Source organism: Marinobacter nauticus ATCC 49840 (assembly GCF_000284615.1).
GTDB classification, from domain to species: domain Bacteria; phylum Pseudomonadota; class Gammaproteobacteria; order Pseudomonadales; family Oleiphilaceae; genus Marinobacter; species Marinobacter nauticus.
This window is the reverse complement of sequence record NC_017067.1, coordinates 2878198-2897542: the sequence shown is the minus strand read 5'-3', so window position 1 is coordinate 2897542 and position 19345 is coordinate 2878198. Positions and strand designations below refer to the sequence as shown.

General features: G+C 56.7%; 14 protein-coding genes. 6 read left to right on the top strand and 8 right to left on the bottom strand.

Annotated features, from left to right (window positions below):
- The first annotated feature begins 23 nt into the window (after positions 1–23).
- Positions 24–878: a hypothetical protein gene (locus MARHY_RS13445; RefSeq protein ID WP_014422273.1), complete on the top strand. Its 855-nt coding sequence runs from the start codon at positions 24–26 to the stop codon at positions 876–878.
- A gap of 221 nt (positions 879–1099) precedes the next feature.
- Positions 1100–3241: a methyl-accepting chemotaxis protein gene (locus tag MARHY_RS13440; protein ID WP_041654901.1), complete on the top strand. Its 2142-nt coding sequence runs from the start codon at positions 1100–1102 to the stop codon at positions 3239–3241.
- Between the two features lie 50 nt (positions 3242–3291).
- Here the strand turns inward: MARHY_RS13440 and MARHY_RS13435 are convergent, their stop codons facing one another.
- The 3 genes from MARHY_RS13435 to MARHY_RS13425 form a co-directional block, all read right to left on the bottom strand.
- Positions 3292–6123: a M66 family metalloprotease gene (locus tag MARHY_RS13435; protein WP_014422270.1), complete on the bottom strand. Its 2832-nt coding sequence runs from the start codon at positions 6121–6123 to the stop codon at positions 3292–3294.
- 253 nt (positions 6124–6376) lie between these two features.
- Positions 6377–7120 (bottom strand): substrate-binding periplasmic protein, encoded by a 744-nt coding sequence (locus tag MARHY_RS13430; protein WP_011786357.1) that lies wholly within the window; start codon positions 7118–7120, stop codon positions 6377–6379.
- Between the two features lie 140 nt (positions 7121–7260).
- Entirely contained in the window at positions 7261–8199 is a 939-nt protein-coding gene (locus MARHY_RS13425) for a sensor domain-containing diguanylate cyclase (RefSeq protein ID WP_014422268.1), read from the bottom strand.
- A gap of 131 nt (positions 8200–8330) precedes the next feature.
- On the opposite strand from MARHY_RS13425, the gene MARHY_RS13420 reads away from it, so the two are divergent.
- Positions 8331–10910 (top strand): DUF2339 domain-containing protein, encoded by a 2580-nt coding sequence (locus MARHY_RS13420; protein WP_014422267.1) that lies wholly within the window; start codon positions 8331–8333, stop codon positions 10908–10910.
- A 96-nt stretch (positions 10911–11006) separates the two neighbouring features.
- A complete protein-coding gene (locus MARHY_RS13415; protein WP_041654900.1) occupies positions 11007–11705 on the top strand; it encodes a crotonase/enoyl-CoA hydratase family protein in 699 nt (232 codons plus the stop codon).
- A 38-nt stretch (positions 11706–11743) separates the two neighbouring features.
- Here MARHY_RS13415 and MARHY_RS13410 read toward each other — a convergent pair whose 3' ends face one another.
- Positions 11744–13609, bottom strand: coding sequence for an alkaline phosphatase D family protein (locus MARHY_RS13410; protein ID WP_014422265.1), 1866 nt, complete (start codon positions 13607–13609; stop codon positions 11744–11746).
- Positions 13610–13812: 203 nt separating this feature from the next.
- Here MARHY_RS13410 and MARHY_RS13405 point away from each other — a divergent pair, with 203 nt between their 5' ends.
- Together MARHY_RS13405 and efpL are read left to right on the top strand one after the other, a co-directional pair.
- The gene (locus MARHY_RS13405) at positions 13813–14310 is read left to right on the top strand and encodes an acyl-CoA thioesterase (RefSeq protein WP_011786352.1); all 498 of its coding nucleotides are present in this window, start codon (positions 13813–13815) and stop codon (positions 14308–14310) included.
- Between the two features lie 73 nt (positions 14311–14383).
- Complete coding sequence (gene efpL, locus MARHY_RS13400; protein ID WP_011786351.1) at positions 14384–14950, top strand: elongation factor P-like protein EfpL; 567 nt, start codon at positions 14384–14386, stop codon at positions 14948–14950.
- Positions 14951–14965: 15 nt separating this feature from the next.
- On the opposite strand, the gene MARHY_RS13395 is transcribed toward efpL, so the two are convergent.
- The 4 genes from MARHY_RS13395 to MARHY_RS13380 form a co-directional block, all read right to left on the bottom strand.
- Positions 14966–15658: a pseudouridine synthase gene (locus MARHY_RS13395; protein WP_014422264.1), complete on the bottom strand. Its 693-nt coding sequence runs from the start codon at positions 15656–15658 to the stop codon at positions 14966–14968.
- A 58-nt stretch (positions 15659–15716) separates the two neighbouring features.
- Positions 15717–17630: a hypothetical protein gene (locus tag MARHY_RS13390; RefSeq protein ID WP_014422263.1), complete on the bottom strand. Its 1914-nt coding sequence runs from the start codon at positions 17628–17630 to the stop codon at positions 15717–15719.
- A 135-nt stretch (positions 17631–17765) separates the two neighbouring features.
- On the bottom strand, positions 17766–18527 hold the full coding sequence (locus tag MARHY_RS13385; protein ID WP_014422262.1) for a spermidine synthase: 762 nt from the start codon (positions 18525–18527) through the stop codon (positions 17766–17768).
- The gene (locus MARHY_RS13380) at positions 18527–19240 is read right to left on the bottom strand and encodes a lytic transglycosylase domain-containing protein (protein ID WP_014422261.1); all 714 of its coding nucleotides are present in this window, start codon (positions 19238–19240) and stop codon (positions 18527–18529) included. The genes MARHY_RS13385 and MARHY_RS13380 overlap by 1 nt, the downstream gene beginning before the upstream one ends.
- Positions 19241–19345 lie beyond the last annotated feature (105 nt).

The window sequence follows — 19345 nt, the reverse complement described above, 5'->3', positions numbered from 1 at the left end:
CGAGCGATCGATGAGGTTGATCAATGAAATATGTACTTTTTCCTTTTCTGGTGTTTTCCGTGCTCATGGCGACAGGGTGCAGTCGCCCGGAATCGCCCCAGGAAGTATCGGAAGCGTTTTGGCAAGCTGTACTTGAAGAGGATGCTGAAGCGGCCGCAGATTATTCAACCCTGGTCGATGAAGCGGCATTCGATGGTTTTGAACAGCAATGGCAGAACGTGAGCATTGAGTGGGGGCGTGTGGTCATTGATGATAATCTGGCCCGGGTAACCACCACCCTGAGTGGTCTGGAGGGCCAGAACGAAGCCACGGAGTCCTTAACCTATCTGGTACGTAAAGGTGACGACTGGCTGGTGGATTATTATCGCACCGGCGATGCCCTGAAACAGGGCCCAGTTTGGGGAAGTCTTGTTGGGCAGCTGGAAAAACTGGGTGAAGATCTCAAGAGTCGCTGGGCAAATCAATCCGATGAGATGGCGGTAGAGCTTGAGAGGCTGGGGCGGGAGTTGCAGCAACAGGCCCAGAGTATGAATGAAGATATGTCGGCGTTGGCTGAAGAGTACGGTGACCAGCTGAGCCAGCATCTGGAAGAGCTGTCTGAATCCCTGCGGGAAGCGCTTAAATCTACCCCATCTGCAACGCCGCAGGACAGACGTACCTTGAACGAAACGGTAATCAGGCTTGAAGACCAGCGGGAGCAGTTGTCTGAAGTCAACTTGAAAACGCTTGCGGAGAGCACCGCGACCGCCGCCGAAGCCCAGCTGCAATTGAGCGAATTGAGCGAGGAGTTTGCGGCCTACAAGGCGGAATGGCGGCAACGTGTTGTCGACATGCAAGCAGAAATGGCTGAGTTTCTGGAGAATCTGAAGACCCGCTGAGCCCAGGGGCGCCTTGCCCTTCTTTAGTGCATATTTTTGATGGCGCACCCCGATGGTGCGCCTCTCTCATCGTTTGAATCCGGCAGTTGCTACTTCCCTTCAGGTTTTGACCGGTCCGCCGGTTCAGGCCCGCTCTTTGCTTAGCTTCCTTCTGAAAGCAGGTATGTTTGCACCACATCGTTGTAGTGCAGGCATGCAGTACCGATTGAGGAAGGCGCGCTATGACTTTACGCAGTGATTCCATGAACCTTTCATCCGATGAGCGGGGCTGGTTGCCCTGGTTTGGGGCCACAGGTAAATTGCGGATGGGATGGTCCTGTTTTTTGAACCGCCAGCAATATGCAACGAATGAAGAGATATTCGAGAGCATCGCGAAAACCCGTCGCGAAGCGCTGATTAACTGGGCAAATGGCAAGTGGGCCTTCCTTGAGGGGCTTGCGGCACGACTTGAGGGTAGCGAACACGATAGCATTTCAGAGGTACTGGATTCGGCCGTTACGCGCCTCCGGGAAATTTCCGAGCTTTTCGTTGTGAAAGAAGATGGCTCTGTTGTCGCCTCGACGGTGACCGGCAGAAACGGAGCCGCAGGCCTCATGCCCACGGCCGTGCAACGAGGGGTGAGAGAGCGGTTTCTCCACGGGCCCTACAGTGACCCGGTCACCTTGCAGCTTGGTGCCACAACTTCCAGATTTCATGACGATGTCACGCTGATGTTCTACCAGCCGGTCGCTCTTGCTGGCAATCAGGCAGCAGCAGTCTGTGCCCGGGTTCCGAACGATGTCATGAGTGACCTGATTCAGCGCGAGGCCGGGCACATTTTTGAAGAGTCTGGCGACAACTACATTTTCATGATCGAGAGTCAGTTTGATCCATCGATCAGACCGGGAGTTGCCCTGTCGCGCTCGCGGTTTGAAGACGCTACCTTCAGTCACGGCGACAACCTCAAAGACGGAATCCGTACGGGCTTCGGTACAGTACGGATTCGGGAACACACCGAATTCGAAATACGTTTTACCGACCCGGCTACGGGGCAGTTGCACCCGGGGGTACGGGAAACCATGGCCCGTGGTGAAAACCTCTACGTTAAGTACCCCGGCTATTCCGACTATCGCCATATACCGGTGATTGGCAAGGGCGTGACCTTCCAGTTACCCGGGTCTCCTGATCGTTGGGGCATGATGTGTGAAGGCGACCTGGAGGAGGTGTATCGGAAACGTTCGGTCAGCTATCGACTGACGGCGCGGCTCGGGGTCCTTATGGCGCTTATCTGGGCAGCCAACGTTGCGGTTTCGGCAAGCGGTGCTCCTCTGTGGCTGGAAGCCTCCGTGAACGCGATGGTTGCGCTCCTGGGGCTTGTCATCTTCCGGGCAAGTTCCGCCAAGCCATTGGCAGATAGTCTGTCATCACTCGCGGATGTCATACGGAACATTGCCGAAGGAGGCGGGAATCTGCGCCAGCGTCTCGATGTCGGCAAGACCAAGCGGGATGAGAGCGGGGATCTCGCGCGCTGGATGAACAGCTTTCTGGATACCCTCGACGGCATGGTGGGTCAGGTCATCAGTCTTGCGGGTGAATCCCGCTCCGCCAGTGAACACCTTGTGGGTCAGAACCGCCAGGCGGATGAAAAGATTCAGCAGGTGGTACACGACATAGAGCAGATGCTGAAGGGCGCTGATCTGCAGCAGAACGAAATCGAAAATGCCTCGACCACAGCGCAGGAAATGCGAGTTAGCATGGAAGATGTGGTGGCTCGTGCCAAAGATCAGTTTGCCCGTGTCAGCCGTGAAACCGAGAGCATTCGCGACGTTATCGTGCGTTCGGCCGAGGGTATTCGCGCCGCGAGTGAACGCACGGACGAGATCGGCAAGGCGGCTGAAATGATTAACGACATTGCTGCCCAGACCAATCTTCTAGCGCTCAATGCAGCCATAGAAGCGGCTCGGGCTGGTGAGGCAGGGCGGGGATTTGCAGTCGTCGCCGATGAGGTCCGGCAACTGGCCAGTCGGACAGCCCAGGCCACGACGGAAATTGATGAGCGTCTGTATCGGGTGCGGGAAGAAACTCAGCGCGCCGTAACCACAATGGAAGAAGGCATGGCAGAGATGGAGGCCCGTCTGGCTCAGGCCCGGGCGGCGTCGGATGACAATGCCGAACTGCATCACATGGTCGACAAGCTCTTCCGGGCGATCTCGGGCATTGCGGAAACCAACGCGGTCCAGAGTGCCCAGACCAGTGGCGTTGCTGACAGCGTAAGCTTCATGACGACGGTGATCGCGGGGTTGACGGCCAGTTCTGAGATGACGCACGTGTCGGCAAACAAGCTGAAAAACCTGACCGGTCAGTTTCAGGTGAGCAATGCCTGAAATAGAGTGGCCGGGGCGCTTCAGCCCCGGCCAATCGGTGGGCCCAGGAATCAATCCGTCAAAAGCGTTTCATACACCTCTGCCAAAAGGGCGCCGTCCAGCAGGGACAACAGTCGGTTGTGTGATACGGAGACGCCAGACCACGTCTGGTTCCAGCTGCCGGTACAACCATAGGTGATCAGGGTAGTATTGTGGTGGGCGTAGTCCAGGCAACGCCCGCTTCCCTCGTTCCGCAACTGCTGGTTTTCCTCATTGTATTGCCAGCGCTGGTTGGCATTATCGGCCTGGCATAAGGTCAGTCCGAGCCTGCCGCTGACAGGCGTCAGGCATTCCCAGGGAGTAGCCGTCGGATGGATCCGGCCTTTCAGGTCCATGGTCCAGCGGGGAGTGCTGTCAAGATCCTGAGGCAGCGGCGTGAGAGCCACATAGCCATCTTCATCAAGGTTGCTATCGAAGAACAGATTGTTGCCGCGAATGACGTCACCGCTGGGGACCAGATCATCGGCCGAGTCAATCAAGCCGTTTTCGATGAGCGCGTGAAGCAGCCGGCTCCGGGTTTCCGACACCGTCAGGTTGGCACGCCGGGCCTGTTCGAGAATGACGGCAATCTCTCGGGTTGCCTCGTCCTGTTCCTTCAGTTGTTCAAGGCGCTGCCAGGCTTCAGTCGACAATTCATTCTGCAACTCAGTATCGGTATAGCTTGCAACCAGGGTTGCAAGTTCACCGCTCATCACCGCGAACTGGGCGTTGTCCAACGCCGCCAACAACGTTTCAACCTCGGCTATTTCGCGTGCGCGCAGCTGTTGATAGCCTGTGTCCTGACCAACGATGCCAACCGGAGGCAGTTCAGGAATTGATCCGTCAAAGCTTGTTTGGGTCAGAGTCTGGATGTCGCCATCACGTCGACAGAACAGGCTGGCGCTGGTCGGCCTGAAATCGGCATGCAGATTGAAGTGCAGCTGATTGATACTGCCGGCATTGTGCCGGTCCGGGGCCACGGAAACCTGCTTCTGCTTGCCTTCGGCGTTGCTGACTTCCACCCAGCAAAGGTCGCCGGCAGCGCTCAGGTCTGGCTTCGGCAGTTCAAATACGTTGCCGTAGTTGCCGTGGAAAACCGGGTAAATGACAGCGGCTGTGCCATCGGGATCGTAGCCACCGAGGATAGTGGCCACCGGAACGCCAACCTCTACCGGTGCAGGGTGTGAACTGCTGAAGTTCTCATACTGCCCCGTGGTTGTGTTCCACTTCTTGTAACCTGAAGGGAAACTGGTATCCGGTACTGGTAGCCGTGCCACATCGTTCTGGATTATGCGGGCGGAGTAGCCGGTGTAATGCGTGTAGACCGAGAAAGGCCCACCGTCTGAACCCCCAGACATGGCGTCGCGCTTGAAATTGTAGGCGCCTGATTCATCCACACCGAACAGGTTGGCGCGCATACGATCCCGGTGTGCGATGTAGCCCCAGCCACTGTCGGCATGGTGTACTGCCCAGCGGCCGTCCTCGGTCAGACCCTGGCCTGGGTAGTGCCCCAGCCCGTAGGCGTGCCCCCACTCGTGACTGGCCTCGTTACCCCTGGTGGCGTAGAGCGTTCCGATGCCGTTACCGCCGCTCAGCCCGTGGGACACCCTGCCATTCTGATACATTCCCCAGGCGTGGTGGTTGGTAATCTGTTTGAATACGTGGGGGTGGCTCTGGTTCATGTGATTGCTGGTATAGCCAAAGTTGGCCATGTTGATACCAACACTGACCTGTGACTTGGCCACATTCTCACGCATATCGCCGCTATAGACACCGCCCTCAGCCTGGCTTGCGCCATCTGCCTCTTTGTCGTAAATGACACCTGATCTGATGATGACGCGGTCAAGTACCGCGTCGGCATAGCTGCCCATGACCAATCGCGATACAGGCATGGTCTGGAAGTAGTCGGTGGCGGCCATGATTGGGTCACGAAGAGTGTAGTGTCCGTTTTCCTGGCCTGGTTCGGTAAGCATACCCAGCCGAATACTCTGGAAAACAATCTGAGAGGCTTCGCCAATGTCGATATTGCCAGCGGGGAGGTCCCCAAAGACTGAGGTGTCCGAATCGCGATCGGCAACAAAGCGAAGGGACATTCCGTTCCTGATCGTGTCCCAAGGTAGCCGGATCGACCAGGCCTGTGTGGAATACTGAACTTCCCGGGAACCGGTCACATCGGATTCAGGCAAAGCATTGGGGTGTGTCATGGCCAGGGCCATGAGCGGTTCGCCGTGAAGACTCACTTCCACATCAACGGTTGTCGGGTTGAGGCCCGGTTCGGGAACAAACAACAACAGGGCATCCCTTAGCGCTGTGATTCTCGGCATGTATTTGCTCTGGGTTTCGTCAACCTGATTGCGCTCGAAATTGTTGGCTGGAGCGACCGAGTGAGTTTGCACAAACTGGACTTCACCCTTGAGTTCGCCGCCGGAGAGGTCGTTCCTGAGTCCCCTTTTATTACCTTCGAAATCCTGTGAGTAAAAATCCCGCGCAGCAGTTGGCAGGTAGGCTGCGGTATGTTCAACCTGAAGTGAACCAGACAGCGTGACGGTTTGCTTGCCATTGGTTGCCTCGATGGAAACTGGCACCTTTGCAGAAACGTCATCAGCCTCAGGGTTTCCGGTTATTTCGCCAGTGGCCGGATCGATGGTGGCCCATTCCGGGAGTTGTTTGGCCTGATACGTGATATCGCCGGAGAGTGTGTTGATTTCGGCCCGGAACGCATAGCTTGTCGCTGCAACCGCATTGGGCAGGTTAAGGATGCGACTGGTGGAAGTGGACCTATCGTCTCCGTCTGAAGAACTGCCACCGCAGCCAGCAAGCAATAGTCCGGTTAATCCAAGTACAACGGTTTTGCTCGAAAACATCTTGAATCCCTGTGAGTTTTCCTGTTTTTCATTTTTTTACAATGCCGGCGGGGATTCTGAGGGTCGTCCTGGATTCCGGACAGCGGTTGTTTGTAATAAAACTGTAACAATATTGAGTACATCACAGTTAGGTCTGTGATGGTTGGTTTTATGAGGGAGTCTATGGTAGGCGATTGACGGGCTGGATGGCTGTTGTAAGGGGCGAAGCCCCGGAATCCGTTTCGGGTTCCGGGGAAGACGCGCAGGCTCTTGATCAGAGCCCGTAAGAACGCGAAATGGTGTCTATCTCACCGCTTTCCTGCATGGCCTGGTAAGCCGTATTCAGGGCTTTGATCAGGTCTGGATCAGAGTCCTTGTTAATGGCCAGATACATCGGGGTTTCGCGGAAAACAAGAACTGCCTCAAGGCCGGTCACGTCGGAGGCATCGGCGGCCAGGTAGGGGCCTGCCAGGCCATCGGCCACCCATAGATCGATCTGATCCTGTTCCAGCCGCTTGGCATTCAGTCCATTGTTGGTGATGGCGGAAACGTCGAATCCTTTGTCTTCCAGGTATCCCGTCATCACATCGCCCTTGTAGCCACCGATACGGTAATCACGGGCATCCTCAAGATCGTCCAGTTTGATGCTGGAGCCGGGCTTGGCAAACAGGGTCCACTTGATGCTGGAGAGTGGTCCCACCCATTCAAAGAAAGGCTCCCGCTCGTCTGTCTTGGATACGCAGTAGATACCGTGGTCTTCGTGCCGTTGGGCGCGGTTCATGCCATAGCTGAGGTCACGCAGTTTGATGCTGTAGTCGACCTTGGCATTTTCAAGAACAGCTTTGAGCACATCGGTGCAGAGGCCGGTGATTTCGGATTCTGAATGGGCAAAGGGCTGACCGTTGGTGGTCATGTTATAAGGAGGATACTGTTCGGTGTAAACGCGCAATTGCTCGGAAGCAGTGGCACAGCCGGCCAGAACCAGCATGGCGGCGAAAAGTCCGAGTTTCCCTTTCATGAGGATGCTCCGTTTTCGGTTGAGAATTTGGGAGCTCACTATGATATTCAACCGGTGTTCAATGAGGCAGCTCGGATTCCTCTGCTTTACATTTGTGTCTTTCAGTGGTTGCGGTTAGTTAATGTTGTGTCCTGAGTGATTCAGGCCGCAACAATACGGTTTCTCCCTGCGTCTTTTGCTTCGTAGAGCCGTCCATCCACAGTGGCCAGAAATTCGGTTAGTGAATCATTCTGCGACGGAATAATGGTACCGATACCCATGCTGAGTGTTACCAACTGGCTCGCCGAATTATCTGCATGGGGAATCTGTTCACGAAGCAGCTCACTGATGCATCGCTCCGCCACTCTCACGGCGGCATCGGCATCGCTTTCCGGCAGAACAATGACGAACTCTTCGCCACCGAATCGTCCCACAAAGTCTTTGGGGCGTTTAATGGCTTTTGCTAGCACGGAGCTAACCCGTCGCAGGCATTCGTCGCCCTGAATGTGGCCATATAAATCGTTGTATTGTTTGAAATGGTCGATATCGAGAAGAATCAGTGATAACGGCTGACGGTTGCGCTGTGCGCTGAGCCAGGTGTCTTCAATAACGGTGTCGAACATCCGTCGATTGGACAAACCGGTCAGGCCATCCTTGAATGAGTACTCTTCGAGTTTCTTCTGAAGGGCTATCAGCTTCTCCTCGGTTTTCTTGCGTTCGCTGATGTCGAACATGAAGCCGATCAGGGCTTCTACTTCGCCACTGTCATCGCGAACAACATGCACGACGTCACGTATCCAGACATAGTGACCGTCCCGATGCAGAGCGCGGTAGTCTGCTTCATGATCGACGCCGCACTCCGATTGTTTGACGCAGAAATTGACGACCCACTCCTGATCCTCCGGATGCATACGGGTGGCCCAGTCTTCGACACTTTTCCAGCTATCCTGGGGCCAGCCCAGCAATGCATCTATCTGCGGGCCGATGTATTCGAACGCCATGGTCTGCCAGTTGATTTTCCATGGAATCGCCTTTGTGGATTCCAGCAGAGCCTTGTAGACAGAGCTGTCCGGCGTCATTTCGATGGATTGTTCTGGCATGTCTGGTTCCCCCGGAGATGTGCGCGGGCTAAGGTCTGATATGTCGAGTATGTCATGACTTTGCGGCTAGAATACTGCTTTTATGTCACTAACAGTGATCTTTCGCAACTTACAAGACAAGGAAACGTCCATTGGAAGCATTACTCTTTCTCGTTATCGGAGCTGGCGTGCTGCTGGTGCCTTTGGGCTCACTTCTGGGCTTTCTGGCGTTCCGGCAAAGAGACCGTCACGCCTCCCGGGTCGAGGATCTGGCTCGGGAAGTCGCCGACCTCCGGGCAGAGGTTTCCAGGCTTCGCGATACCGGGGTTTCTCTGCCGGATCCGGTGACGCCGGCCACCCCGGATGTGCCGGCGGATGTCGGGTACGTGCGGGAGCCAGCAAGTTCGGTGGCAGAAACGACAGACGCAGAGACATCTCGGGAGCCGGCCGCGGAAGACACAGCAATTGCCGTTCCCGTGAATCGGTCGGATGCTCTGGTATCCCGTGGCGTGGCGGCATTCAAAGCCAACTGGATGGTCTGGATTGGCGCGCTGAGTGTCAGTCTTGCCGGGATCTTTATGGTGAGCCATTCGATTTCCGCCGGACTTATCGGACCAGTGCATCAGTTGCTGATGGCGTTGTTGACCGGGTTGGGGCTGCATGCAGGCGCGGAATATCTTCGTCGGCGTCACATGGGGTCGGATCAGGTCTTTGCAGCACTGGCCGGCGGTGGCAGTGTCACACTCTATGCAGCCTTGTTGGCGGGCGTTCATCATTATGGATTGATCGGGCCCGTACCGGCGCTTTTCGCGCTGGCACTGGTTTCCGTCGTGACCATGTTTCTGGCGCTTGTGCATGGCCCATTGCTGGCCATTATGGGGCTATCGGGTGCTTATCTGGTGCCGCTGCTGGTCGGGGGTGAGGGCGGAAGTGCCGTCTTTGTGCTGAGTTACAGCGTTGTGATCACCGTCAGCTCCCTGCTGTTGATGCAGTATGTCTACCGTCCCTGGCTTTGGTTTGGCACCCTGGCCGGCGCCGGACTCTGGTGGCTTCTGGTTGCCGTTAGTGGACGCCACGGCCTGGCGGTGTCCTGTTATCTTCCCGTGCTTTTCCTGTTGTTTTCGGTCTTACCCGGAGATGGCCTGCTTCCCCTGCAGCGTCGAAGAGACGCCTTGATGGCAACATTGTTGGCCTGGGGAGCGTCTATTGCCTGGCAATCGACGGATGATCCCGCTTTTCTGGCGTGGCTATGGATGCTACCGGTCGCCGTATTGTTGCCCCAAAGCCGGCAGCGACTGTGGTTTTTGCCCTGGGCCGCGGTGTTGGCCACGTTTGCCGGCTGGCTTGTGTATTCTGCCGATCTGAGTCAGGACGTTCTGTTCAGGCCGTTGGCACAGAGTTTCCATCAGCCCTTCATCACCTATCTGATTCTTGCCTCTGTGCTGGTGGTATTGAGCGTCCTCTGGCAGTGGCGGACGCAGCTGGAGCTGAGGCGGTGGGCGTCGCTGGCGATGCTGGCGCCCGTTATCTGGCTGTTACTGGGTTGGTTGCTTGTTCAGGGCGGGCAGGCTGCAGGCAACTGGGCGTTGGTCGCGCTCCTGGCGGCGGCGGTCTATGGTGTCGTTGCCTGGCGCTTGGAGCACTCGCCAGGTTATCGCGTTGGCCTGGTCTGGGCGATACTGGCTGCCCACGCGTGCTATTCCATGGCGGTTGCCATGTGGTTGCAGGAAGCGTCAATGACATTGGCACTGGCCACTCAGTTCGTCAGCCTGGTCTGGCTTGGACGCCGATACCAGGCGCCCGAGCTGTTCCTGATTCTCAAGGTTTTACTGGCCATTGTGGTGGCGAGACTGACCTTCAATCCATGGTTGCAGAGCTACGATGCGGGTGGGCATTGGTCCCTTTGGACCTACGGAGGGGCCACGCTGTTTGCTGGCGCTGCTACCTGGCTGGCCAGAAAGGAGGTGATTCGGCCCTGGCTGGAAGCTGTCACCTTGCATCTGCTGGTTCTGTTCCTGGGCGTGGAGCTTCGTTACTGGCTATACAATGGTGATATTTTTGCGCGGGAATATGGCGTCACCGAGGCGTCAATCAATACCGTGCTCTGGGGCGCTTTGAGCATCGTCTACGTTTTCCGGTCCAGGGTCGCGGGAACGCTGGGGTGGCTTTACCGGTTGCTGGCGAGGGCACTGACGGTGATCGCTGTTCTGAGTTATCTCGTTGTTGCCGTGGTGCACAACCCCTGGTGGACCGACGGCACTATTGGCAGTACTCCGGTATTCAATCTGCTGTTGCTGGCGTATGGCGCGCCGGTCCTTCTGGCTCTGGCCAGCGCTCGATACTCCGATCTTGTGCCCGTTCGCTGGTCTCTTTGTACGGCTGCAGTGGCTTTCGGGGTGTTCACTTTGCTCGAAATCCGGCATCTGTGGCAGGGCAGTGCGATGACTCTGTCCAGTGGAATGGGGGAGGGCGAGCTCTATACCTACTCGGTGATTGGTATGCTCTACTCGATTGCCGCGATCCTTTGGTCCACACGTAACCAGAGCGAACTGCTGCACAAGGCAGGAATGATTCTGCTTGGTCTGGTCATCGGCAAGATCTTTCTGGTGGATATGGCCGGGCTGCAGGGACTGTGGCGGGTTGCTGCCTTTATGGGGCTGGGGCTGGCGCTGCTTGGCCTGGCGTGGATGTACCGGCGAACCTCCGGCTCCGGGAAGGCGTCAGAAGCCTGAGGCCGTTGATCAGGATTTTGGCGTTGCCCATGAGCGGTGTTCGCTATACAGTTAACAAACACTCACTTAATTCTGGCAGTAGATGAGGAAAACCAGGTGACAGAACTCGTAACTTACGAACTGAACGACGGCATTGCCACCATTACCGTGAACAATGGCAAGGCTAATGCTCTGAGCCATGAGGTATTTGACGCGCTGAATGCCGCGCTGGACCAGGCAGAGCAGGATAAGGCCATTGTCATTCTCACTGGCCAGCCGGGAATGTTTTCCGGCGGCTATGATCTCAAGGAAATGCAGAAAGGCCCGAAAGAGGCCATGGCGCTGGTTAAGGTGGGCTCTACGTTTACCCGTCGTCTGGCTGCATTCCCGCTGCCGGTTATTGCCGCCTGCAGTGGCCACGCCATCGCCAAGGGCGCGTTCGTTCTGCTTTCAGTGGATTATCGAATCGGGGTAGAGGGTGGATTCAAGCTCGGCCTGAATGAAGTGGCCATTGGTATGACCATGCACCATGCGGGCATTGAGATTGCGCGCCATCGTATGCCGGCCCCTTACTTCTACCGCTCGGTGGTAAACGCTGAGATCTTTAACCCGGAAACGGCTATCGCGGCCGGCTTCCTGGATGAAATCGTGGCGCCGGAACAGTTGGCGGAACGTGCCAACGCGGTGGCAACGCAAATGAAGCAACTGAACATGCGCGCCCACAAGCAAACGAAGCTCAAAACCAAGGCAGCTTATCTGGAGAAGCTGGACTGGTGCATTGAGCAGGATGCAGCCCACTTCGACGTACTGGGCTGATCCCTGCCGGGGCCACCTGTCTGGTGGCTCCCGTCGCTTCAGTTGGTTTCCCGGTAGTTCACCAGATCGTAACGCTTCTGGTAACTGCCGTTTTCTCCCGCACACAGCAATCCCGCCTGGACCGGGCAGCCCTGATCGTCAAGCATCAAGGTGCCGATGTTGCGGTCACTGGTCAGGAAGAAGTCGCTGTCTTCCGGCAGCAGGTAACGTTCCTGGTTTTTGCCCAGTAACTCGCCGATCCTGTTGATGGCCCTCAAGCCGATATTCTCACCCATGGGTACGTTGTTGCAGGCGCTGCTGCAGATCTGCCAGAGCACGGGCCCCTGGCTGGTTTGACGTCTTCGGGCAAAGGCGTAGTGTACGTCGCCAGAGAAAACCACCACATGCTCAACACCGGGTAACTGACAGCAGGATGATTTCAGAGCCTCGAGCGATGCCGTGTCAGCACTCCAGGGTTCCCGATCCAGAGTGCGTTTGAACATGGGAAAATTCAGCTGCAGGTATTCGATATGACTGAATCCGTAGGTGGGGGTCGGTGAGACCACAATCAGAGTGCGACATTGATGAAACCCGGAGAGTCGCTGGCCCAGTTGCTGGATCTGCTGATCAGACATCAGGCCAAGCGAGTGTTTGCCTCGCTTGCTGAATTCCCGGTGCGTGCGGGTATCCAGCACCGCCACCGGCGGTGTCTGTTCCAGTTCGTAGCCCCAGTACCGCTCAAGCAACCAGTCCCATTCTTTGTGGTCGGCTGGCGTATTCTGTTCGAGAAGTGTTTTGAGTTTTGCCACTTCGGACTTCACCAGAGAGGGCTGATTGCCCCAGTGCTGGCAGAGGAAGTAAGTCTGCAGAGCGTTGATCAGCACATACCGGCCAATGGGCGTGGTGCTCAGTTGCCGGGCGTTCTGTTTCGAGATGTTCCAGTCGTCGGTTACTTCATGGTCATCAAAGATCATGTAGGTCACCGTGTTGGCGAGCAGTTGGCGGACCTCCGAACGGGCCAGATGTGCAAAGCCAGACAGATTACGGTGGTCTTCTGCGTGTTGTCGCTCCGTGTAGACATATTGCACCGGCGGGTTCCGGCCATCCCGGGTATTGGCGGGCTGTTTGGCAAGCCGTGGCTTGAGTTCGTCGTGGCCCGCGAAGTCGAGGCCAAACTGGTGTCCGGCGCCTGAGAAGGCAAACAGGTACATGCTCAGATATTCGGCACGGGTCAGCAGGTGAGAGCTTTTGGCGCTGGAGCTGAATCCGTAGGGGCTTCGGGTTACCCAGTGCCGGTCATCCAGTTTCGACAGCCGGAGCAGGTCTTTGCCCGCCGGCAGGTTTTTCAGATCATCGGCCAGTCCAAGGTGTTTCTGCAGCTTGCCCAGATAATCCAGCAGCAAGGGTGACACATCGTCGGCGTAGATCTGGTCGCCGGTCAGAAACAGCTGGCTTGGCCGGCTCTCCTTGCGCAGATTCTCCGCCAGCAAACGGGCGCCCCGGGCGAGTTGGTCCGGCTTTTTGTCTTGCCCCGGGGAGTGAGGACGCCGGCAGGATGCCTGAATGAAATGCCGATGCTCCCGGGGCAGGTAAACACTGGGCAGCTTGTCCGTGCCAGGGCAAAGTGTCGCGAGCAGCTGGCTGTCTCCAAAGGGCTCGCCATCCAGTACTATTTCGTAGAAGAGCTCATTGGTTTGGTGATAAGGCTCGGCGTTGTCGAGGGGAAGGTCCGTCGACAGCATGCAGATATAGCAGTTATCGCCTGCTGGTATGAACTCGGCGTCGCAGTCTCTGGTAACTGGTGATGCTCTGACATCATCCAGATAGGTATTCAGTTGAATGCTCTCGGGACGCTGGTCTAATACCAGCCATAGGTTGAGCATGGTGCGATTGGAGTGGCGTACGATAGGGCCGCAGACGATCATGGGAAACTCCTTTCCGGTATGTGAATCCTTTCGGGGGTAATGCCTGCTTTGTTGTTGTCATTAAAACGTGCAGTATATCTGATCAAATTAACCGCAGGGATCGCAAACGCAGTGTTTATGCCGCCTGTGATCGCATGTCCTTGCCTTGCTAACAAAGTTATCCACAGAAAGTGTGGGTAAACACACAAAGGAATGACCGTTTCATGACCGATAAACCTGCAAAAGCTGTTTCTGCTTCAGCTATTGAAAAGCATGTGTATAAAGTGTTCCCGAACGATATGAACTCCCACAATACGGTGTTCGGGGGCATGATCATGGCGAAGTGTGACCGCTTGGCACTGGTGGTCGCGGAGCGGCACTCGGCCCATGTCTGTGTGACGGCGGCGGTGGATTCCATTCATTTTCGCGCTCCCGCCAAAGGCAATGACACCTTGTTGTTCAATCTGTCGCTGAACCGTAGTTGGGGCTCCTCCATGGAGATCGGTGCGAAAGTGGAGGCCGAGAACAGCTATACCGGCGAGACTCGCCATATTCTGTCTGCCTTCTTTACCTTTGTGGCACTGGATGAACACGGCAAGCCGGTGGATGTGCCCCAGGTAATCCCGGAAACCGAGGACCAGAAGCGCCGTTATGCCAAGGCACAGATACGCCGTGAGGGGCGTTTGCGCACCCGGGATGAATTGTCGAAGGCGAGTGGCTGAGGGCTATCGCATATTACCGCCAGTCGTGGTATACCAGCGCCCGTGATGACTAACTATTCTGGAACCGGATGTCATGCCTAAAGCAAGTGAAATCAAAAAGAATCAGGCGGTTGAATACGAAGGCCGCGTCTATTTCGTGAAGGATATCGAGCGCTCCGTGCCCCAGGGCCGTGCCGGAGGCAGCCTTTACCGGATGCGCATGTACGATGTGGTCACCAACCAGAAACTGGATGAGACCTTCAAGGACTCGGACATGCTCAATCTGGCCGACCTGGTGCGCCGGGAAGCGACCTTCTCCTACGCTGATGGTGATGAGTATGTGTTCATGGATACCGAAGACTTTACTCAGTACATGCTCAACCGCAGTGCCATTGAGGATGAGTTGCTGTTCATTACCGAGGACACCCAAGGGGTAATGGTGATTCTGGTCAGCGAAAACCCGGTGGCCATTGACCTGCCGCCGACGGTGGAACTGACCATTGAGGAAACCGACCCGTCCATCAAGGGTGGCTCGGCAACCGCCAGAACCAAACCCGCCCGCCTGACCACAGGCCTGGTGGTACAGGTTCCTGAGCACATTTCCACGGGTGACCGAATTCGCGTGAACGTGGAAGAGCGCAAATTCCTCAGCCGCGCCTGATGATATGGCAAGAGGTCAGCCGATTGAGCTGACCTCTTGTGCGCTGAGATGGCGGTAGCTGCCTGGCTCTAGCCCATCCACAGTCAGCCCGCCCATGCTTTCCCTGTGCAATGAGGTCACCCGGTTGCCCACGGCGTGAAACATGCGTTTTACCTGATGATAGCGGCCCTCGTAGATCGTCAGCCGTACTTCCCGCTCTCCTAATGGCTCCAGCGACGCGGGCGAGGTTCTGAGTTGTTCGTACTCGAACCAGATGCCTTCCCTGAACCGATCCTCTGTCTCCGGTGAGATGGCGTAAGCCGTGGTTACCCGGTATACCTTGGGGATTTTAACCGCCGGTTCGGTCAGCCGTCGGCTCCAGACTCCGTCACTGCTGAGAATCAATAGCCCGGTGCTTGCCCTGTCCAGTCGCCCTGCGATGTGCACATGTGGCCGAAGCGATGGGTCAATCAGTTCCATAACGGTGGGGTGCTGGTCATCGCGGGTGGCGCTCAGATAGCCCGATGGTTTGTTCAGCATCAGGTAATACGCAGGGGCCGCGCTCTGGATGATTCGCTGGTCAACGCACACTTCACGAAACCGCTGGATGTCCAGGTCCGGGTCATGGCAGCGCTCGCCATCAACCTGAACACGGCCGGCGGCGAGCAGGGTCTTGGCCTGTCGGCGGCTAATACCGTTCTGATTGGTGAGTATCCGTAAGAGTTTCATGTTGTGCCCGACAAAAAAGGAGCTCCGAAGAGCTCCTGGTGTGCTGTCTGATTTGCCATCAGTTATCGGCTGTATCGCCCTCCCAGCGGGCAATCTTCTCACGGTCCTGATCTGACACCACGTCTGACTCCAGTGATGCCCGCTGCTCTGGTGCAACCAGGCCCTGGGCAGCCATATCCCCGGTTCTGCGCGCTTCCTGCTCCTGGCGGATATAGTCGAGCCGCTGTTCGCGGTCGGCCTGCTTTTCGTTCTTTATTTCGTCGTTGCGGCGACGGAACTGGTCTTCCAGGTCGCCAACCACGCTGTTGATGAATCCATCGCATGGCGACAGGGACAGCAGATACCTCGGCTGCTCCAGGTTTTGCTGGCCAGAGACTGCAAACGTTGAGCTGACCGCTTCGGTTGCCAGAGCGAAGTAGGTGGCGTCGAAACTGAATACATCCTGTTCACTGGACGCACTGTGACGGTCGGCGCCGCGGTAATGAGTTGCCCGCATCACCGTGCCTTCACAGTGCATATCGAACAGGTTGGACTTAAAGAAGATCTCGGCCCAGAACAGATGGCAGATTCTGGACAGTGTCCGGCCGAAGCCGAGCAATAGCAAGCTGGCAAGCAGGATGGCGGCCGTGGCACCCGCGGGGACGAACAGCAGGTTCAATGCCTGGTCGACATCGAGCCGGGTAGCGCGAAGCTGATCCAGAGCGTAAACATGGTCCATCACGCGATCGGCACCCAGCCAGAGCAGCAGGGCACCCGCCAACAGGAGTATCTGGCCAGCGATGGTTCCGCTTGCCCGGGTCCAACGCAGGGATTTTGGCTCTTCGCGGTCTTCGACAACAGGTTGTATCTCGACCAGAAGGTCGCCGTTGAACTGCTCATTCTCCCGGTTGGCATCACCGGTGTCGTTGCTGTCCAGATATACCCGGTTCGGCAGCTCCTGCTGACGTTTTTGCATCAACACCAGGTCGCGCAGCGTCGTGAAAATCTGGCGTGGGTGCAGATCGAATCGCCAGCTGTTGTTAAGTTCAGAGCTGCTGGTTGCGATGGGCACCATGCCAATGCGTGCTTTGATCAAAACCACCGCAATGGCCGCTGTCGCCAGAGCACAGACGATAGTCAGGGTCAGCAGGGACCCGGTACGGAAAACCGGTTCAAGCAGGGGCATCAGGCCTGCCAAATCCTGGCGGGCACTGACGTGCAGACTGTCCCAGAAGCCAAGCCAGCCCTGGGCAGTCAGGATCGGCACTGCGATGGCACCGATGATCACCAGCGCCAGTCCCTTGCTGGTGGTCTGGCCCAGAGTGGTCATGTTACTGCGGGACAGCGGGTTGCCGAGTTTGACCCACAACAGGCCCAGGTACACCAGCAATGACGCTTGCAGGATCAGTGAGATAACCGTGCTGCCAACATCCGCGCCTTCGGTGCCTGAGAACACCATGGTGACCACCAGGCTGGCCACCAGAAAGGCGGCGATGGCCACGAAGCTCTTGGTCAGTTTCATGGCCAGACTCTGAGCGACGTTGCGAATGGGCCAGGGGGTGACAATCAGGTTGGGAAAGACCGAGTGAACCGCCCGGGCGAACCAGCCGGTGGGCTCGATAAAGGTCGGGTTGCTCTTGCTCATGAGCATGTTGTGGAGCATTTTGGAGTTATACAGGGTCGGCTCGCGTTCGTTCACGGCTTCACGGGCAACGTTTTTGGCCAGTGAGGCCGGCGCGGCGCGGCCCACGAAGAAACGCATGACCTGGAACAGGCCTCCGCCCAGCGCCTTCAACCCGCCCGTTACAAACAGGCCGCCGATCAACAGGTTAACCCAGGCCCTGGGTTTGTCGGTACCAAGCAGGGGTTGAATCTGAAACAGGAGATAGACGCCAATCGCCAGCAGAATTGCACCACGAATGGACCGGACCAGCCCTTCGAACCGGAATGGATTCCGGATGTTGAGTTTTTGAGCTCCGTACTCAAATGCCATGCTTTGTTCCTTTACATGAGTAAGAGAGAGTGTAGAGAGGCGCAGAGTTTAGCCTGAAAACTATGAACAATTACCGGCAATTACATAAAAAAATGTAAAACGGAGTAAGATTTTTCGTGGTCGGCAGGGCGGATTTTATAAGACCCGGATTTTTTTCATCAGCGCGGGCCATCCAACCGGCAGTTGTTCTTCCAATGCCTTGAGGACTGAGTCGGGTATCTGCCAGGGATCAAACGCCCGATTACAGCCATAGATAACCCAGTTGTTGGTTTTGCTTTTGAAGGTGAGCAGACACGGGAACTGGCGTTTCAGCTCGCGCAGCAGGTTACCGTCCGGCTCCGGCATGCGGTGATAGTTAAGAACGAGCCAGCCGTCAGGTTGGAGTGCCCGGGCACAGGCCTTGATGAACCGGCGTTGCGCTTGAAGGGGCGACATTCGGTCTGCGCTGTACAGATCCGTGACAATCATGGCGGTGCTGGCCCCCGGAAGCGTTTCCAGTGTGTGCCAGGCATCGGCGACGGTGACATGAAGGCGCTCATGTTGCGGGAACGAGAACCAGTCCCGTGCGGTCTCGAACACCTTTTGACGCAACTCCACCACATGAACCTGACTGTCGGGTAACAGGCGGTGTATGCCGTGGGCGACGACGCCTGCGCCCAAACCAAGCACAGTGATGTGGTCGGGCCTGGCGAAAGCAATGGGCAGCAGCATGGCGCGGCTGTATTCGTGGACGGGAACATGGGGTGCCCGGCGCAGAATTTTGCTTTGCTCAAACACGGAATCAAAACTGAGAATCCGGTGCTTGCGATCATCAATCACCAGAATATTGCCGTAGCGGTCATTGGCGACATGCACGATATCGCCCTTGATATCGGGCCGTTTGATGATGGTGCCCATCAGTTGGCGGCGTAGCGCTGGTGCAGGATACCCACACGTTCCACGTAGGCTTTGGTTTCCGCGTAAGGCGGAATGCCCCTGTAGCGGCCAACGGCGCCGGGGCCGGCGTTATAGGCGGCTGTCGCCAGGCGAGTGTCACCATTAAAGCGTTTGAGCATTTTGGCCAGGTAGTCGACACCGCCGCGGATGTTTTCGCCGGCCTCCAGCGGGTCTTTCACACCCAGTTCCTCCGCCGTCCCCGGCATCAGCTGCATCAGCCCCTGGGCACCGACCGGTGAAATGGCCTTGGGGTTGAACGCAGATTCGGCATGGATAACGGCTCGCACCAGGGCCGGGTCAACATTGAATTCAGCTGCCGCGGTCTGGATTTCACTGCGGTAGGGGCTCAGGAACAATGGCGTTTTGTGCCAGTCGACGCTGGATTCCGGGTCACAGGCGTAGCAGTGGAAGCGGATAACATCGAAGTCGGCGTTGCCCGGGCGCTGGCTGCTGTAGGCCACGACACCGTGCTCGTCGGTGTAACGATACACGGTTTCACTCTTGGTGGAGGCTCGTGGCTGGCTTTTGCTTTTCACATTGGTGAATTCCACTCGTCCGTCCGGATGCACGATGCGTTTGATGCTGTCGGCATGGGCCGTAGCTGCCGCGAGAAGGAGTCCGGTGACTAGGGCAATGGTGACTCTGGTCGTCAGGGATGTACCGCTGAAATTCATCAAGAACCCGAAGCTTTGTTTCTGAATGACACACTACGTCTATTATCGCGGTAGATGGCCGTTCAAGTGTAGGAGTTTCGTGCCTTCATGATACCGATTGTTCAT